The organism is Pseudarthrobacter sp. P1 (genome assembly GCF_050156935.1).
GTDB lineage: Bacteria > Actinomycetota > Actinomycetes > Actinomycetales > Micrococcaceae > Specibacter.
Genome location: NZ_CP189584.1, coordinates 1,273,388 through 1,288,030 on the forward strand (window position 1 = coordinate 1,273,388; position 14,643 = coordinate 1,288,030).

Here is a 14,643-nt window from a genome sequence, read left to right on the forward strand (position 1 = left end):
TACCGGCACCGGTCAGGGCCGTTTGCCTGCGCGACGGTTCAGCAGCGCCTCCAGCACGTCCGCCGTGTCAAGGTTGGGGGCGCCAATGACCAGGCTGGTGCTGTCGTTGAGCCGGACGACGACGGCGGCCCCCGAGGCGGCCAGGAACGAGGCGGAGCCGCTGTGGTGGCGCAGCCCCCAGCCGCCATGCCTGCCGGCCGAGACATTGAGCGCGACGGCGGCGTCCATGTCCACGCAGGCCGCGCCCATGACGGGCAGCAGCCCGGCCAGCCGGACCTTCACGCCGGAGCGGTCTGCGGTGACCAGCGCACTCAGCGCACCGATGGCAATGAGTGCGGCGGCCACGCTGGCCACCCCGAGCCACGGACTGAGCAGCCCCAGGAACATGGCGGGCAGGATGCCCAGCAGCAGGATCATGATGACCACCGAACTGCGCGGATGCACCCAGTACTCCACGCTGTCGGCCGCCAGCGCCGGATCCAGGACGCGGCCCAGCTCGGCGTCGTCGGCCCGGGTCCACTGTTCATCGGGCTTGAAGCTCATGGCCAGCGTCACGCCCAGGGCAACCGCCGCACCGCTGCCCATCGCCAGCACCGTGGCGTCCAGGCGCTGGCTGGGGGCCTCGGACGTGCCGGCCTGCGCGGCCAGGGCCGAGGCAAACAGGGCGGCAATCGTGAGCTGGATGGACATGCCCGCGCCCATGACGATCCGCCGCAGCAGCCGCGGCAGCACGGTGCGGGCCCCCTGGCTGGAGATCCCCACACCTGCGAGCGCGATGGCCCCGGCCCCCACGGCCAGGTAGGCGGGCAGAGCCAGCGGGTAGCCGCCGGTGGGCAGGACCACCCCCTGCGGCACCTCGTTGTGGAAGGTGAAGCCCGCGGCGAAGAAGGCCAGCGCGAGCGCCAGCGGGAAGCCGATGGCAAAGCGCAGGGCCCGTTTGTCCAGCGGGCTGCGCAGCGGTTGGTCCAACACCCTTCGCTCCCCTCAGGCACCCCCGCCATGCCGCGTCCCCGCCGAGGCATGGGCGGCGCCGGCGTAGAACTCCAGCAGCGCGGCCATCGTGGCGGCGTCGGCGGGGCTGGGGGCGGAGACCACCACACGCTGGGCAAAGGGCAAGAGGACCGACACGGCGGGGCCGGCGGCGGTGAGAAAGGCGACGGCGCCCCCGGTGGTCCGGTAGCCCCAGCCACCGTAGTCAAGGGGGCGGACCATCAGCGATTCCGCGCCGCGGACGTCGGCCGTCTTGACGGTGATGACCCGCCAAAAGCCGCTGGCCAGCACGGTCATCCCCTCGGGGCCGATGCGCACGGTGCCGCGGGAAAAGACCAGGACCAGGCCTGCCACCGGGATGGCGGCCACGGCCAGCCACAGCTCGACGGCGGCCAGGCTGAGTCCCACGGCCAGCCCCACCAGCACCGCCAGCAGGCGCATGCCGCCCCCGCCTTGCAGTTGGACCACCAGCTCAGTGCCGGCGGCGGCCAGTGACTTGGCCCGGGCCAGCTCGGCGGGCCCCGCCTCAATGGACTGGACGGTGCGTGTGGGGGTGTCCGGCCGGAAGCCAACGGCAACAAGCACAGTGGCCAGTGCGGCGGCGCTGAGCCAGCCCAGCAGGGTGGGGGCATCGATCACGGCGGCGGAGCCCGAGGACAGATCCTGCTGTCCGGCGATCGCCGCGGCGCACACGCCCGTGACGGCCAGGCCGAATCCCATGCCTCCCGCTGCGCCCGCCCGGGCCATCGTGCGGCTCTGCCCGGCAGAGGCCACCGCCAGGGACACGATCATGGTGCCGGAACCGCCCGCCAGGACAACGGTGATCAGCACGAACAGCCACAGCGGGCTGTAGCCGTCCACGCCGTCGTGCCCCCAGTGCGTGGCCAAGGGATCGGGCAGCCGGGAGCTGATGGCCAGCGCCCACCCGGCCACCCCCAGTGCAGCCAGCACGGGGACGGCGGCCAGCACTGCCAACCACCGCCGGTCCCGTGGTCCCAGATCCAGCCAGGGTCCGCCGCCATTGTCCATCCGGCTCTTCATGCCCACTGCCACTTCCTGCCATCGATCCCGGTGACTGCTGTACGCCTCCAGCCTCTCGCAAGCCGGGGACAACATCAACCGGCTGCGCGGGCTGTGTGGACACCGGTGTAACGTGGACCACGCCAAGACGTGAAAGAATGCTTTCACGTTGCCGCGGGGCCCTCCCGCACCCTTCATCCGACACTTCCACCGGAGGAAATACCTTGCCAGGCATGAACCTGACGCGCGCCGAAGCCGCCGAGCGCGCCGCCCTGATCGGCGTCGAATCCTACGACGTCACCCTGAACCTCACGCCGTCGGAGAAGACCTTTCGGTCCACCACCACCGTGGCCTTCACCGCCACCCAGGGGTCGTCGTCGTTCATTGACGCCGTCACCGCCGCCGTGCACTCGGTGACCCTCAACGGCGCCGCGCTGGATCCCGCCGAGGTGTCCGACGGCGTCCGCATCCAGCTGCCCAACCTCGCCGCACACAACGTCCTCACCGTCGTCGCCGATGCCCTGTTCATGAACACCGGGGAGGGCCTGCACCGCTTTGTGGACCCGGTGGACAACGAGGTCTACCTCTACACCCAGTTTGAGGTGCCCGACAGCCGGCGCATGTTTGCCGTCTTCGAGCAGCCCGATCTGAAGGCTCCGTTCACCTTCCACGTCACCGCGCCCTCGCACTGGGATGTCATCTCCAACTCCGCCACGCCGGCCCCGGAGTCCGCCGACAGCGTCGACGGCACGGCCCGCTCCACCTGGCACTTTGAGCCCACGGCGCCGATCTCCAGCTACATCACCGCCCTGGTCGCCGGTCCGTACCAGAGCGTCCGCAGCGAGCTCACCAGCTCCGACGGGCGCACCATCCCGTTGGGCGTCTTTGCCCGCAAGTCGCTGATGCAGTACATGGACGCGGAGAACGTCTTTGAGCTGACCCGCCAGGGCTTTGGGTTCTTCGAGGCCCAGTTCGGCACCCCGTACCCGTTCAGCAAGTATGACCAGCTCTTCGTCCCGGAGTTCAACGCGGGCGCCATGGAGAACGCCGGCGCGGTGACCTTCCTGGAGAGCTATGTGTTCCGCTCCAAGGTCACCGAGGCCACCGTTGAGCGCCGCGCCATCACCATCCTGCACGAGCTGGCCCACATGTGGTTTGGCGACCTGGTGACCATGCGCTGGTGGAACGACCTCTGGCTCAACGAGTCCTTCGCCGAGTTCATGTCGCATCTGGCCGCGGCGGAGAACACCCGCTTCACGAGCGCCTGGACCACCTTCTCCTCGCTGGAGAAGGGCTGGGCCTACCGGCAGGACCAGCTCCCGACCACGCACCCCATCACCGCCGAGATCCGCGACCTCGAGGACGTCCAGGTCAACTTCGACGGCATCACCTACGCCAAGGGCGCCTCGGTGCTGCGCCAGCTGGTGGCCTGGGTGGGCCAGGCGGAGTTCATGGCCGGCGTGCGCACCTACTTCGCCAAGCACTCCTGGGGGAACACGGAGCTGGTGGACCTGCTCGTTGAGCTGGAGGCCGCCAGCGGCCGCGACTTGAAGGCGTGGTCGGCCCTCTGGCTGGAGACCGCCGGTGTGAACACCTTCACGCCGGAGATTGCCGTGGACGACGACGGCGCCATCACCTCCTTTGCCGTCCACCAGTCCGCCGTGACCGAGTACCCCACCCTCCGCCCGCACCGCGCGGCGATCGGCTTCTACAACCTGGCCGCCGACGGCGAGAACGCCGGCCGCCTGGTCCGCACGCACCGCGTGGAGCTGGACATCGACGGCGCCGTGACCGACGTGCCGGCGCTGGTGGGCCTCCCCCGGCCGGCGCTGGTGCTGCTGAACGACGACGACCTCGCCTACGCCAAGATCCGCCTGGACGAGGTGTCGCTGGCCACCGCCACGGCGCACCTGAAGGACATTGCCGGGTCGCTGCCGCGCACGCTGGTCTGGGCCTCGGCCTGGGATGCCGCCCGCGACGGCGAGACCCCTGCCCGCGCGTACGTGGATCTGGTTCTGGCGCACATTGCCACCGAATCCGATTCCACGGTGGTCACGGTGCTGCTGCGCCAGCTGGCCGCCGCGCTGTCGTTCTATGTGGCGCCCGAGCACCAGAAGGCCACGGGCATCGGCGCCGCCGATTCGCTGTGGACGCTGGCCAAGGCCGCCGACGCCGGCTCGGACAACCAGCTGCAGTTCCTGAAGTCTTTTGCGGCCCTGGCCCAGACGGACGGCCAGCTGGACGACGTCGCTGCCCTGCTGGGCGGCACCGCTGAACTCGACGGCCTGGCCGTGGACCAGGACCTGCGCTGGGAGCTGCTGGCCTCGCTGGTGGCCGGTGGCCGCCTCGCGCAGCCGGCCATCGACGACGAGCTGGCCCGCGACCGCACGCAGACCGGCCAGCTCGCCGCGGCGGCAGCATCGGCGGCCATCCCCACGGCCGAGGCGAAGGCGGCCGTCTGGGACGCCGTCGTCGTTGGTGGCGACATGCCCAACGCCGCCCAGCGTGCGGCCATCACCGGCTTCACCCGCGTCTGGGACACCGGGCTGCTGGAACCCTATGTGGCCAAGTATTTCGGCTCCATCCGCACGGTCTGGGCCGAGAAGTCGCACGAGACCAGCGCGTCCATCGTCACGGGCCTCTACCCGGTGCTGCTGGTCGCGCAAAGCACCGTTGACGCCACGGATGCCTTCCTGGCCGAGCTGGGCGATGAGACCCCCGCGCTGCGGCGCCTGGTGCTCGAAAGCCGCGACGGCGTGGTCCGCGCCCTGAAGGCCCAGGCCGCCGACGCCTAGCGAACCCGGCCCCGGGTCTCGGCGGGCTCGTCTCCAGTGAACGAGCCCGTCGAGACCCCCGGACGTCCCGCTAAGCTGGCGCCATGCGCATCAACGAACACCACTATGACGTCACAGTGTTCTGGACCGGCAACCGCGGCACCGGAACCTCCAGCTACAAGGCCTACGGGCGCGACCACTCCGTCACGGCCATCGGCCTGCCGACCCTGCTGGGCTCCGCCGACCCCACCTTCCACGGCGACCGGGACCGCTGGAACCCGGAGCAGCTGCTGCTCACGGCCCTGGCGCAGTGCCACATGCTCTCCTACCTGCACGTGGCCGTGAACCACGGCATCACCGTCACCAAGTACCAGGACAGCGCCAGCGCCACCATGGTGCTCAATCCGGATGGCAGCGGGCAGTTCAGCAGCGCCACCCTGCGCCCGCAGCTGACCATCACCGACCCGTCCCAGCTGGAGCTGGCCGCCAGCCTGCACCACGAGGCCTCGCAGATGTGCTTCATCGCCCGCTCGGTCAACTTCCCCGTGCTGCACGAGCCGCAGGTGTCCGTCTAAGCGGGATCGGCCCAAAACCAGCTCTGAGCGGGCCTTCAGGAAGCGGCGCTAGGGTTGATGGCGTGATGGCCCTACAAAACACCCTCTTTCAACTGCCCCTCAAGACTGACCTGGCCGTGGACGTTCCCGACGCCCTGGATTATTTCTGGCAGCACATGCTCGATGCGGCCATCATCATGGTCATCGGATTCGTCATCTGGCTGGTGCTCCACCAATTGATCGCCCGTGTGGTCAAACGCGCCCAGAACGGCACGCCCCTCACCCAGAATTCATACTTCAAGTGGGCCCACCCCGTGCTGCGGACCCTGGAGACCGAACGCCGGGTCCAACGCGCCGAAACCATCGGCTCACTGCTGAACTCCGTGGTGAGCGTCGGTGTGGTTGTGGTGGTGGGCTTCTACGTCCTGCTCGCCTTTGAGTTCAACGTTGCCCCGCTGCTGACCAGCATCGGAATCTTGGGTATCGCCATCGGTTTCGGCTGCCAGCAGCTGATCCGCGATTTCCTGGCTGGCATCTTCATCACCATCGAGGACCAGTACGGCATCGGCGACATCATCGAGACCAGCGATGTGGTCGGCGTGGTGGAATCCGTGGGCCTGCGCATCACGCGCGTCCGCGCCAACGACGGTGCCATCTGGTACCTGCGCAACGGTGAGATCCTGCGCGTGGGCAACCGTTCGCAAGGCAACTACGTGGACCCGGAGGCCGACACCGAGCCCGACGACGACGCCGGCACCGAGGGCGAGCGCCGCCCCGTCCTGCAGGAAGCTGGAGAATAGTATTTATGACCCAGACCAACCAGACTCCCCCGGCCGAGGACGGCACGCCCATTCCGTCCCGCTTTGGCGCACCGCTGGCCCGGCTGATCCCCGTGGCCCAGGCCGCTGCACCGGCAGCCGCACCCGAGTCAACAGGCATCACCGAAACGTTCTACGACGCCGTCGGCGGGCACGGGACCTTTGCCAAGCTGGTGCACGTCTTCTACGAGGGCATCGCGACCGATGAGATCCTGCGCCCGATGTACCCCGACGAGGACCTGGCCCCGGCCGAGCGCCGGATGACCATGTTCCTGGAGCAGTACTGGGGCGGACCACGCACCTACCTGGAGGAACGCGGCCACCCGCGCCTGCGCATGCGGCACATGCCCTTTGCCGTCACGCCCGCGGCCCGCGACCGCTGGCTGGTGCACATGCGTGCCGCCGTCGACGCCGTGGAGCTCTCGCCGCTGCATGAGGCCACGCTGTGGGACTATCTGGAGCGCGCCGCCCACTCGCTGGTGAATTCCGGCGGCTAGTTTTTCACTTTCGAAGACGATCCCCGCCTGGGAACATGCGACCATATGTTCCCAGGCGGGGATCGTCTTCATTTCTACCTGAGGGGTCGACGGCGATGCTCGGGCATGAGGCCTGCCTCCCGCAGGATGGCCTCGATGGCGCCCGTTGCCATCAGGTCCTTCCAATCCCACCGCGCAAAGGAGACGCCCTGCGCGCGGATGGCATTCTCCCGCTTCTTTTCGGCCAGAACACGCTGCGCCACATCCAGGCCCTTGCCCCAGTCCTTCCGAAGGTACTTGCCCTCGCCGTCGAATTCCCCGGCGATCCGCTGGGCAGGAAACCAGAAGTCCGCCAATGCGGTGCTGCCGTCGCGAAGATCGAAGCTATGCTGCAGCTCCGGCGCCGGGAATCCCGCCAGGTGCATCTTGGCCCGGCTGATTGACTCTCCGGCCGACCCCGACTTGTCAGAGCTGAAATCAATGATCCCGAGGGCCCGGTTCCGCTTCGCCTGGGACGGCAGTTCCATGGCCTCCGATTCCAGTTCCGCCACCGTCAAGGGGCGGCCCAGCGGCACATCGTGGCTCCATCGCGGTTCCGTGCCCGGGCTTGGATCCACCGCGGGTTTTCCCTGCGGCGGCTTCCGCCTGGCCGAATCGCAGACAGCCACCGCATACATGAACGGCAGCGTGGAGATGAGCTCGATGGTGGTCCTGAGCTTGCCCGTGCCCAGCAGGGTGCCGAACTGGGCCACATGGGTGGACACGTCGCCGGCATGGACGCGGACGTCGTTCCAACTCCTACCACCGCCACGGTAGTCCAAGGCAATGTGCACGGTGGACGGCGTTCCAACCGTCCACAGCCCCCAGAGCAGCGCCGCGGTTCCCGGCAGAACACCGGGGCGGCCGCCGTCGAGCGGTCGAAGGCCATAACGCGCAGGCCGTACCGCTCGCGCGGCCCCAACGGCTCCCACGCTCGGGAGGAGGCTACATAGGCGCCCGACTGCACCCGCGTGAGTTCGCGCGTTCGCTCCCGCCGCGCCAGGGAGCGGGGATCCTGGCCAATACCGGCACGATCGCTGCACATGATCAGAGGAGGAAGTCCCATGGTCCGAGACTTCCACCACTTGGTCGGCCGGGGGCGGGCGCATCGCCAGCGTGTGGACAACGTCCGGCCTAGGGCGCCGGTGCAGGGACGCACCCCGCGAATACGATTGCCGCCGGGGACCATGTGGTCGCATGTTCACCGGCGGCAATCGTGTTCATTTCTACCCGAAGGCTAGAGGATCGACGGCGGACGGACCAGGATGTGCCCGCGCGCGGTGCTCAGGCGCAGCCAGCGGTGCGAGCCAAACAGCACGGCGTCCTCCCCCGGGGCCACAAAGCCCAGCGCATAGGCCGCAAACGCCGCACCGGCGGGCAGGCTGCCCGGCAGGTCCGCCATCGGGCGGCCCCAGACGGCGGCTCGGGCATTGTTGACGATCATCTGGCCCGGATTGACCGGAATGATCTGCGCCACCTCGCGCACGCCGTCCTTGGCGGCGGCGATCAGCGTCTCGGCGCTGACCTCGGCCAGCCGCTCCCAGCCGCCGCGCGGTGCACCGATGCCGGCCCAGGACTCGTTGACGGTCATCGGCGGAACGGGCAGGTCGACGTCGTCCGGCGCCATGCGCGCCAGCCGGTCGGCCACGGAGGCCAGGCTGACGGTGACGTCCAGGTCCGACGGCACCGCCAGGCCCATGGTGCGCAGGCCCAGGATCGTGGGGGTCCCCTCGCCCAACAACTTGGGGCGCATCACGCAGACATAGGCGGCGAGCACGGTGCCGGAGCCCTGGAGCCGGATGGCGCCGTCGTCGGCGGTCCGGGCCCGGGTGACAAAGGTGCGCAGATCGGCCGCGGTGCCGGGATCGGCAAGAGTCAGGACGGCCGCCGCCGTTGCGGGCCCGTTCACAGGGCACCGGCCAGGGAGGCGTCGGCCGCGGCGCGGCGCCGGAAGGGCACCGGCTCGCCCGACCACGTTTCCAGGGCATGCCGCTGCGCCTGGGTCAGCCGGACCGGGCGGCCCGAGCTGCGGTTGACCAGCACCATGGATGTCGCGGCCAGCGCGTACACTTTTCCGCCGTCGGCCTCGGCCACCGAGTAGCCAAATTCGAAGCTGGAACCGCCCACCTTGGTGACCCAGATGTTGACGAACACCGGCGTGGGGCGGAATTCCAGCGGCAGCAGGTACTCGATCTCGTTGCGGCCCACCAGCGTGAAGAGCTCCGGACCAACCAAGTCATGGAAGGTTTCCAGTGCATTGGCCCCTGCCCCCGCGGCACCGGCCAGCGGCGTGTGCGTGAGCTGGACGCGGGCATCCTCCAGATACTGCAGATAGACCACGTTGTTCACGTGCCTGTAGGAGTCAATGTCGCCGAAGCGGATCTGCAAGGGAATTTGGATCACTGTTGCCATGGCCCCATCCTCTCAAAGCCGCGGTGGGCCACCAAGCCGGGAGCTGTGCGCCGGCGTCTGGCCCACTGTTTGAACCATGGCTCCGGGCCACATAGAGTCACATCATGAACGATTTATCCGCACGGCGGGACCCCATGGAATCGCTGCTCTCGCTGCTGGACCTCAGCGATGCGGACGGCGCGCAGACCGATGAAGATCTGTACGTGGGCACGTCCGAGCCGAACCCGGGCAGCAACCGGGTGTTCGGCGGCCAGGTCTTGGCGCAGGCCCTGATCGCCGCCATCCGGACCGTCGAGCCAGACAGGCCGGTGCATTCAATGCACGGCTATTTCCTGCGGCCGGGCGACGCGCGCGAACCCATCACCTTTGGTGTCCAGCGGCTGCGCGACGGCCGGTCCTTCTCGGCCCGGCGCAGCCACGCCTACCAGGACGGCGCTCCGATCCTGTCCATGATTGCCTCGTTCCAAACGCCCGACATCGGCATTGAGCACCAGGACCCGATGCCGATGGATGTCCCCGACCCCGAGTCCGTGCCGAGTGCGGCCGAGGTGCTGGGCGGGTTGGACCACCCCGTGGCGCAGGCGTGGGCGTTCGGGCGGCCCTTCGACATCCGGCACATTTCCAGCAGCATCTACCTGACCGTAGACGGAACCCACACCGCCCACCAGGCCGTGTGGATCAAAACCGTCGGGCCGATGCCGGCGGACCAGAACCTGCACCGTGCCGCCCTGGCCTACGCCAGCGACTACACCCTGCTGGAGCCCTCGCTGCGCCGCCACGGCATCAGCTGGACCACGCCCGGGTTGAGCATTGCCAGCCTGGACCACGCCATGTGGTGGCACCGCCCGGTGCGCGTGGACGAGTGGCTGCTGTATGTGGCGGAGTCGCCCAGCGCCTCCGGCGCCCGCGGCCTGAACACCGGCCGGTTCTTTGACCGCGAGGGCAACCTGGTGGCGTCCGTGGCGCAGGAGGGCATGATCCGCATCCCCGAGGGGACCCCGGGGGTCAGCTGAGGCCCGCGGCCTTCCGGCCATGGACGCCCCCGCGGGGCGGGCGTAGCATTTAGGCAGTCGCGCCCCGGGCCGGGACGCCATCGCAGGGGGTGCATCATGCCGCTGAACTATGGCTACGGGGTGGTGGCCGGGACACGCCAGAGCTACTACCGCGACCCGGTCAACAACTATGGGCAGTACTACCATGCCAATCTGATGGTCGCGACCCCGGCCGGCACCTACCACTGCGCCATCGACGTCGACAGCAAACATACGGCCAACGGCGTGCAGTGGCGGGTAGTCACGTTGCAGCCTGCCATGCTCAAGGGAGTGGAGTCCTTGGCCGATGGCTGGCACGTCCTGGTGCCGAATGCCGCCTCGGGCGCCCTGGACTACATCCGCAACCCCGACCTGCGGCGGCGGCGCTGGTGTCGGCCTCCTGGCTGGTTCCACCGCTTCCTGCCGCCCTTCCCCAACATCCACTGGCCCTTCTTGGATCTGCCCTGGAAGTCGGGCGTGAGCACGGATGCGCTGGCGGACCTTGAACCGCTGATCGCGCAGGCCCAAAGGGTCTTTGTCTTTGGGGAACCCTTCCACGACGGGAATCTGGGGGTCCACAACGTCCACCAGAACCAGGGCGATCCCGTGGGGTCGGAATGGTCCGCCGAGGACGGCATCTGGCAGGACGGCGGAACCATCCTCCAGCTCGCGGACGGCTCCTACCGGGCGTTCTGCAACAAGTTCGCGACGCAGTCGAACACCACGGACAATATGGGCAGACCGATTCCCTAGCTCTTTGATTCCCATCCGGGCCGGGTGTCGATTTCCGGCCCTCCCGTTCGTCGTAGTGGTGCAACGCCAACCAGGCGGGACGGCTTTGGCGCATTCCACCAGCCCTTGCCGGCCGCCGCTCCCAAGGAGTGAACATCATGACCAAGCACTACGTCGCCGTGATCCGCGAGTCCGAGTTTGACCCCGCGCTGGTCACGGAGCAGATGTGGACCGACACCATGGCCGCCCACGCCGCCTTCGCCGCCGCCGTCGAAGCCGCCGGGGGGCGGGTTGTTTTCACCGGCGGGCTCGATGCCAGCCGCGCCGTCGCCATCACCCCCGGCCCGGACGGCGGGCCGGCCACCTTCACCGACGGCCCCTTCGCCGAGGCCAAGGAGGTCAACCACGGCTTCTACCTGCTGGAACTGCCCGACGACGCCGAGGTCCGCGGGCTGGCCGCGATGATCCCCAGCGGCGGACATGTGGAGCTGTACCCGGTCATGACCGAAGCGGACTACCCCGACGCCGCTGGTTGAGCGCAGCGAAGGGGAGCCGAACCCCCCGCTGGTTGAGCCTGCCGAAACCGCCCAGCCCACGGCACCGGGTCTCGGCTTCGCTCGACCAACGCACCCGGTGGTTGAGCCTGTCGAAACCGCCCGCTGGTTGAACCCGCCGAAACCCCGGTGTACCAATGGAGCATGGACCCCACCATCGAGGACGTGTACCGGCGCGACTGGCCGCTCATCGTGGGCGCCGTCGCGCGGTACACCTCCAACTTGGCCTTGGCCGAGGACAGCGTCCAGGAGGCCTTTGCCCGGGCCCTGGCCTTCAAGGGCCCCATCTACAACCCGGATGCCTGGATCACCACCACCGCTCGCCGGATCGCCGTCGATGCCCTGCGCCGAACCCAGGTCCAGACGCGGCTGCTGCCCCGTTTGGCACACGAAGCCGTTGAAAGGAATGCGATTGAGATGGTATCGGAGGAGGCACCCTTTGCCGGCGACGAGCGCCTGCTGCTGATCTCGCTGGCGGCCCAGCCACAGCTGCGCGAGGCGGACCGCATAGCCGTCGCCCTGCGGTTCGTGTGCGGCGAAAGCACCGCCGACATCGCGCGCGTCCTGCTCATCCCCGAGGCCACGCTGGCCGCCCGGCTCACCCGGGCCAAGAAACGCATCGCCGCTACGGGACTGGCCACATCGTCGCCGGCCGGGCTGCTGCCGCGGATCGACACCATCCTCACCACGGTGTATCTGCTGTTCACCCTCGGCCATGGTGTCGCCGGGCCCGTGGAATCCGGCCGCCGGGCGAGCGCCATGGCGCTGGGCAGGGATTTGGCGCGCCTGCTGCCCAGCCATCTGGAGACCCAGGGCCTGCTGGCCCTGATGCTGCTCACCCAGGCGCGCCAAGGTGCCGCAGCGGACGACGACGGCGGTCCCGTCGGGCTGGAGGACGCGGACCGGACGTTGTGGGACCGGGACCTCATCGCCGAGGGCATGGCCCTGGCTGCGGCGGCGCTTCCAGGTGGCGGACGGTTCGCGCTGCAGGCGGGCATCTCGGGGCTGCACGACGCCGCTGTGACATGGGAAGCCACCGATTGGAATGCCATCGCCCGGCTCTACGTGCGCCTGTACGCCGTATGGCCGGCACCGGCCGTGGCACTGAACCGCGCCATCGCGCGCGGTCTGAGCCCCGACGTCGGCCCCGAGGCCGCGCTGGCGGAGCTGGACGGCGCATTTCCCGCGCCGTCGGGACCATTGGCCGGCCAGGTCTGGGCCGCCCGGGCGGAGCTGCTGCGGCGGATCGATAGGACCGCAGAGGCGGCCGATGACTACCGGAAGGCCTTGGCGTCTGCGCTGCCGGAGGGCGACAAGCGCTTCCTCCAACGACGGCTGTCTGCCATCGGCGGCTAAGTCCACCCCAAACGCCGGATGGCCGGCCCCAGAAGGGACCGGCCATCCGGCACTGCAAATGAGGCCCGACGATGGGCCCACGCTTGCCAGGTTCCCGGAAAATCGCGCCAGCGATTATCCGGGCCGGCAAGTGGGCGGGCCCACGCCCGCGAGGGACCCTGACCGAGCGGAGCGACGCCAGGGAGCGGGTGGGGACTAGTCGCGCGTCAGGCGGCGGTGCGTGACGCGGTGCGGACGGGCCGCATCGGCACCCAGGCGGGCCACCTTGTTCTCCTCGTAGGACTCGAAGTTGCCCTCGAACCAGTACCAGTTCGCCGGGTTCTCCTCGGTGCCTTCATAGGCCAGGATGTGCGTGGACACCCGGTCCAGGAACCACCTATCGTGCGAGACCACCACGGCACAGCCCGGGAACTCGAGCAGCGCGTTCTCCAGGCTGCTGAGGGTTTCGACGTCGAGGTCGTTGGTGGGCTCATCAAGGAGCAGGAGGTTTCCACCCTGCTTCAGGGTCAGTGCCAGGTTCAGCCGGTTGCGCTCACCACCGGAGAGCACGCCCGCCTTCTTCTGCTGGTCCGGCCCCTTGAAGCCGAAGGCGGCAACATAGGCGCGGGACGGCATTTCAACGTGGCCCACCTGGATGTAGTCCAGACCGTCGGAGACTACCTCCCAGAGGGTCTTGTTCGGGTCGATGCCACCACGGCTCTGGTCCGCGTAGGAGATCTTGACCGAGTCACCGATCTTGAGGTCACCGCCGTCGAGCGGCTCAAGGCCCACGATGGTCTTGAACAGCGTGGTCTTACCCACACCGTTCGGACCGATGACGCCCACGATGCCGTTGCGCGGCAGGGTGAAGCTCAGTCCGTCGATCAGCGTGCGGTCGTCGAAGCTCTTCTGCAGGTTCGTGGCCTCCAGAACGACGCCACCCAGGCGCGGTCCCGGCGGGATCTGGATCTCTTCGAAGTCAAGCTTGCGGGTCCGGTCTGCCTCGGCAGCCATCTCCTCGTAGCGGGCCAGACGGGCCTTGGACTTGGTCTGGCGGCCCTTGGCGTTGGAGCGGACCCAGTCCAGTTCCTCGGTCAGACGCTTGGCCATCTTGGCGTCCTTCTTGCCCTGGACCTCCAGACGGGCGCGCTTCTTCTCCAGGTAGGTGGAGTAGTTGCCCTCGTACGGGTACAGGTGGCCGCGGTCGACCTCGGCGATCCACTCGGCCACGTGGTCGAGGAAGTACCGGTCGTGGGTGACGGCCAGGACGGCGCCGGCGTAGCTCTTCAGGTGCTGCTCCAGCCACAGCACGCTTTCGGCGTCCAAGTGGTTGGTGGGCTCATCGAGCAGCAGCAGGTCGGGCTTCTGCAGCAGCAGCTTGCACAGTGCCACGCGGCGGCGCTCACCACCGGAGAGGACAGTGACGTCGGAGTCGCCCGGAGGGCAACGCAGTGCGTCCATGGCCTGCTCGAGCTGGGAGTCAAGGTCCCAGGCATCGGCGGCGTCGATGGCCTCCTGCAGCTTGCCCATTTCCTCGAGCAGTGCGTCGAAGTCGGCGTCGGGGCTGGCCATTTCCTCGGAGATGGCGTTGAAACGCTCAATCTTGCCGTGGATCTCGGCAACACCCTCCTGGACGTTGCCCAGAACGGTCTTCTCCTCGTTCAGCGGCGGCTCCTGCAGCAGGATGCCGACACTGTAGCCCGGGCTCAGCCGCGCCTCACCGTTGGAGGGAGTGTCGAGGCCAGCCATGATCTTCAAGATGGTGGACTTACCGGCACCGTTAGGGCCAACGACACCAATCTTGGCACCAGGGAAGAACGACATGCTGACGTCGTCAAGGATTAGTTTTTCGCCAACGGCCTTGCGAGCCTTGGTCATCGTATAGATAAATTCCGCCATGCTTCAAGG

General features: G+C 68.5%; 14 protein-coding genes. 8 read left to right on the forward strand and 6 right to left on the reverse strand.

The annotated features are described in order from the left end of the window. Positions 1-12: 12 nt before the first annotated feature. Both ACQCSX_RS06050 and ACQCSX_RS06055 read right to left on the reverse strand, forming a co-directional pair. Positions 13-972: a hypothetical protein gene (locus ACQCSX_RS06050; protein ID WP_427018150.1), complete on the reverse strand. Its 960-nt coding sequence runs from the start codon at positions 970-972 to the stop codon at positions 13-15. Between the two features lie 12 nt (positions 973-984). Continuing rightward, positions 985-2,037: a hypothetical protein gene (locus ACQCSX_RS06055; RefSeq protein ID WP_427018151.1), complete on the reverse strand. Its 1,053-nt coding sequence runs from the start codon at positions 2,035-2,037 to the stop codon at positions 985-987. 206 nt (positions 2,038-2,243) lie between these two features. Here ACQCSX_RS06055 and pepN point away from each other — a divergent pair, with 206 nt between their 5' ends. The 4 genes from pepN (at position 2,244) to ACQCSX_RS06075 (ending at position 6,653) form a co-directional block, all read left to right on the forward strand. Beyond that, a complete protein-coding gene (gene pepN / locus ACQCSX_RS06060; protein ID WP_427018152.1) occupies positions 2,244-4,805 on the forward strand; it encodes an aminopeptidase N in 2,562 nt (853 codons plus the stop codon). 83 nt (positions 4,806-4,888) lie between these two features. After that, on the forward strand, positions 4,889-5,359 hold the full coding sequence (locus ACQCSX_RS06065; RefSeq protein ID WP_427018153.1) for an OsmC family protein: 471 nt from the start codon (positions 4,889-4,891) through the stop codon (positions 5,357-5,359). A 155-nt stretch (positions 5,360-5,514) separates the two neighbouring features. After that, on the forward strand, positions 5,515-6,138 hold the full coding sequence (locus ACQCSX_RS06070) for a mechanosensitive ion channel family protein (RefSeq protein ID WP_427018982.1): 624 nt from the start codon (positions 5,515-5,517) through the stop codon (positions 6,136-6,138). Positions 6,139-6,143: 5 nt separating this feature from the next. Continuing rightward, positions 6,144-6,653 (forward strand): globin, encoded by a 510-nt coding sequence (locus ACQCSX_RS06075; protein WP_427018154.1) that lies wholly within the window; start codon positions 6,144-6,146, stop codon positions 6,651-6,653. Between the two features lie 74 nt (positions 6,654-6,727). On the opposite strand, the gene ACQCSX_RS06080 is transcribed toward ACQCSX_RS06075, so the two are convergent. From ACQCSX_RS06080 to ACQCSX_RS06090, 3 genes are all read right to left on the reverse strand, one after another. Then, positions 6,728-7,396, reverse strand: a complete 669-nt coding sequence (locus ACQCSX_RS06080) for a hypothetical protein (RefSeq protein ID WP_427018155.1) — start codon at positions 7,394-7,396, stop codon at positions 6,728-6,730. 512 nt (positions 7,397-7,908) lie between these two features. Next, the gene (locus tag ACQCSX_RS06085; RefSeq protein ID WP_427018156.1) at positions 7,909-8,580 is read right to left on the reverse strand and encodes a hypothetical protein; all 672 of its coding nucleotides are present in this window, start codon (positions 8,578-8,580) and stop codon (positions 7,909-7,911) included. Further along, positions 8,577-9,083 (reverse strand): acyl-CoA thioesterase, encoded by a 507-nt coding sequence (locus ACQCSX_RS06090; protein ID WP_427018157.1) that lies wholly within the window; start codon positions 9,081-9,083, stop codon positions 8,577-8,579. The genes ACQCSX_RS06085 and ACQCSX_RS06090 overlap by 4 nt, the downstream gene beginning before the upstream one ends. Positions 9,084-9,187: 104 nt before the next feature. Between ACQCSX_RS06090 and ACQCSX_RS06095 the strand changes: the two genes are divergently transcribed. The 4 genes from ACQCSX_RS06095 (at position 9,188) to ACQCSX_RS06110 (ending at position 12,756) form a co-directional block, all read left to right on the forward strand. Then, entirely contained in the window at positions 9,188-10,096 is a 909-nt protein-coding gene (locus ACQCSX_RS06095; RefSeq protein ID WP_427018158.1) for an acyl-CoA thioesterase, read from the forward strand. Between the two features lie 96 nt (positions 10,097-10,192). After that, on the forward strand, positions 10,193-10,867 hold the full coding sequence (locus tag ACQCSX_RS06100; RefSeq protein WP_427018159.1) for a DUF2278 family protein: 675 nt from the start codon (positions 10,193-10,195) through the stop codon (positions 10,865-10,867). Positions 10,868-11,004: 137 nt separating this feature from the next. After that, a complete protein-coding gene (locus ACQCSX_RS06105) occupies positions 11,005-11,382 on the forward strand; it encodes a YciI family protein (protein WP_427018160.1) in 378 nt (125 codons plus the stop codon). A 162-nt stretch (positions 11,383-11,544) separates the two neighbouring features. After that, positions 11,545-12,756, forward strand: a complete 1,212-nt coding sequence (locus ACQCSX_RS06110; RefSeq protein WP_427018161.1) for an RNA polymerase sigma factor — start codon at positions 11,545-11,547, stop codon at positions 12,754-12,756. A 195-nt stretch (positions 12,757-12,951) separates the two neighbouring features. On the opposite strand, the gene ettA is transcribed toward ACQCSX_RS06110, so the two are convergent. Then, the gene (gene ettA, locus ACQCSX_RS06115; RefSeq protein WP_427018162.1) at positions 12,952-14,634 is read right to left on the reverse strand and encodes an energy-dependent translational throttle protein EttA; all 1,683 of its coding nucleotides are present in this window, start codon (positions 14,632-14,634) and stop codon (positions 12,952-12,954) included. Positions 14,635-14,643 lie beyond the last annotated feature (9 nt).

Excerpts from the sequence above, each read along its gene's own strand:
- pepN (WP_427018152.1), top strand. The coding sequence starts at position 2,244 with ATGAACCTGACGCGCGCCGAAGCCGCCGAGCGCGCCGCCCTGATCGGC.
- ACQCSX_RS06065 (WP_427018153.1), top strand. The coding sequence starts at position 4,889 with ATGCGCATCAACGAACACCACTATGACGTCACAGTGTTCTGGACCGGC.
- ACQCSX_RS06070 (WP_427018982.1), top strand. The coding sequence starts at position 5,515 with ATGCTCGATGCGGCCATCATCATGGTCATCGGATTCGTCATCTGGCTG.
- ACQCSX_RS06075 (WP_427018154.1), top strand. The coding sequence starts at position 6,144 with ATGACCCAGACCAACCAGACTCCCCCGGCCGAGGACGGCACGCCCATT.
- ACQCSX_RS06090 (WP_427018157.1), bottom strand. The coding sequence starts at position 9,083 with ATGGCAACAGTGATCCAAATTCCCTTGCAGATCCGCTTCGGCGACATT.
- ACQCSX_RS06095 (WP_427018158.1), top strand. The coding sequence starts at position 9,188 with ATGAACGATTTATCCGCACGGCGGGACCCCATGGAATCGCTGCTCTCG.
- ACQCSX_RS06100 (WP_427018159.1), top strand. The coding sequence starts at position 10,193 with ATGCCGCTGAACTATGGCTACGGGGTGGTGGCCGGGACACGCCAGAGC.
- ACQCSX_RS06105 (WP_427018160.1), top strand. The coding sequence starts at position 11,005 with ATGACCAAGCACTACGTCGCCGTGATCCGCGAGTCCGAGTTTGACCCC.
- ACQCSX_RS06110 (WP_427018161.1), top strand. The coding sequence starts at position 11,545 with ATGGACCCCACCATCGAGGACGTGTACCGGCGCGACTGGCCGCTCATC.
- ettA (WP_427018162.1), bottom strand. The coding sequence starts at position 14,634 with ATGGCGGAATTTATCTATACGATGACCAAGGCTCGCAAGGCCGTTGGC.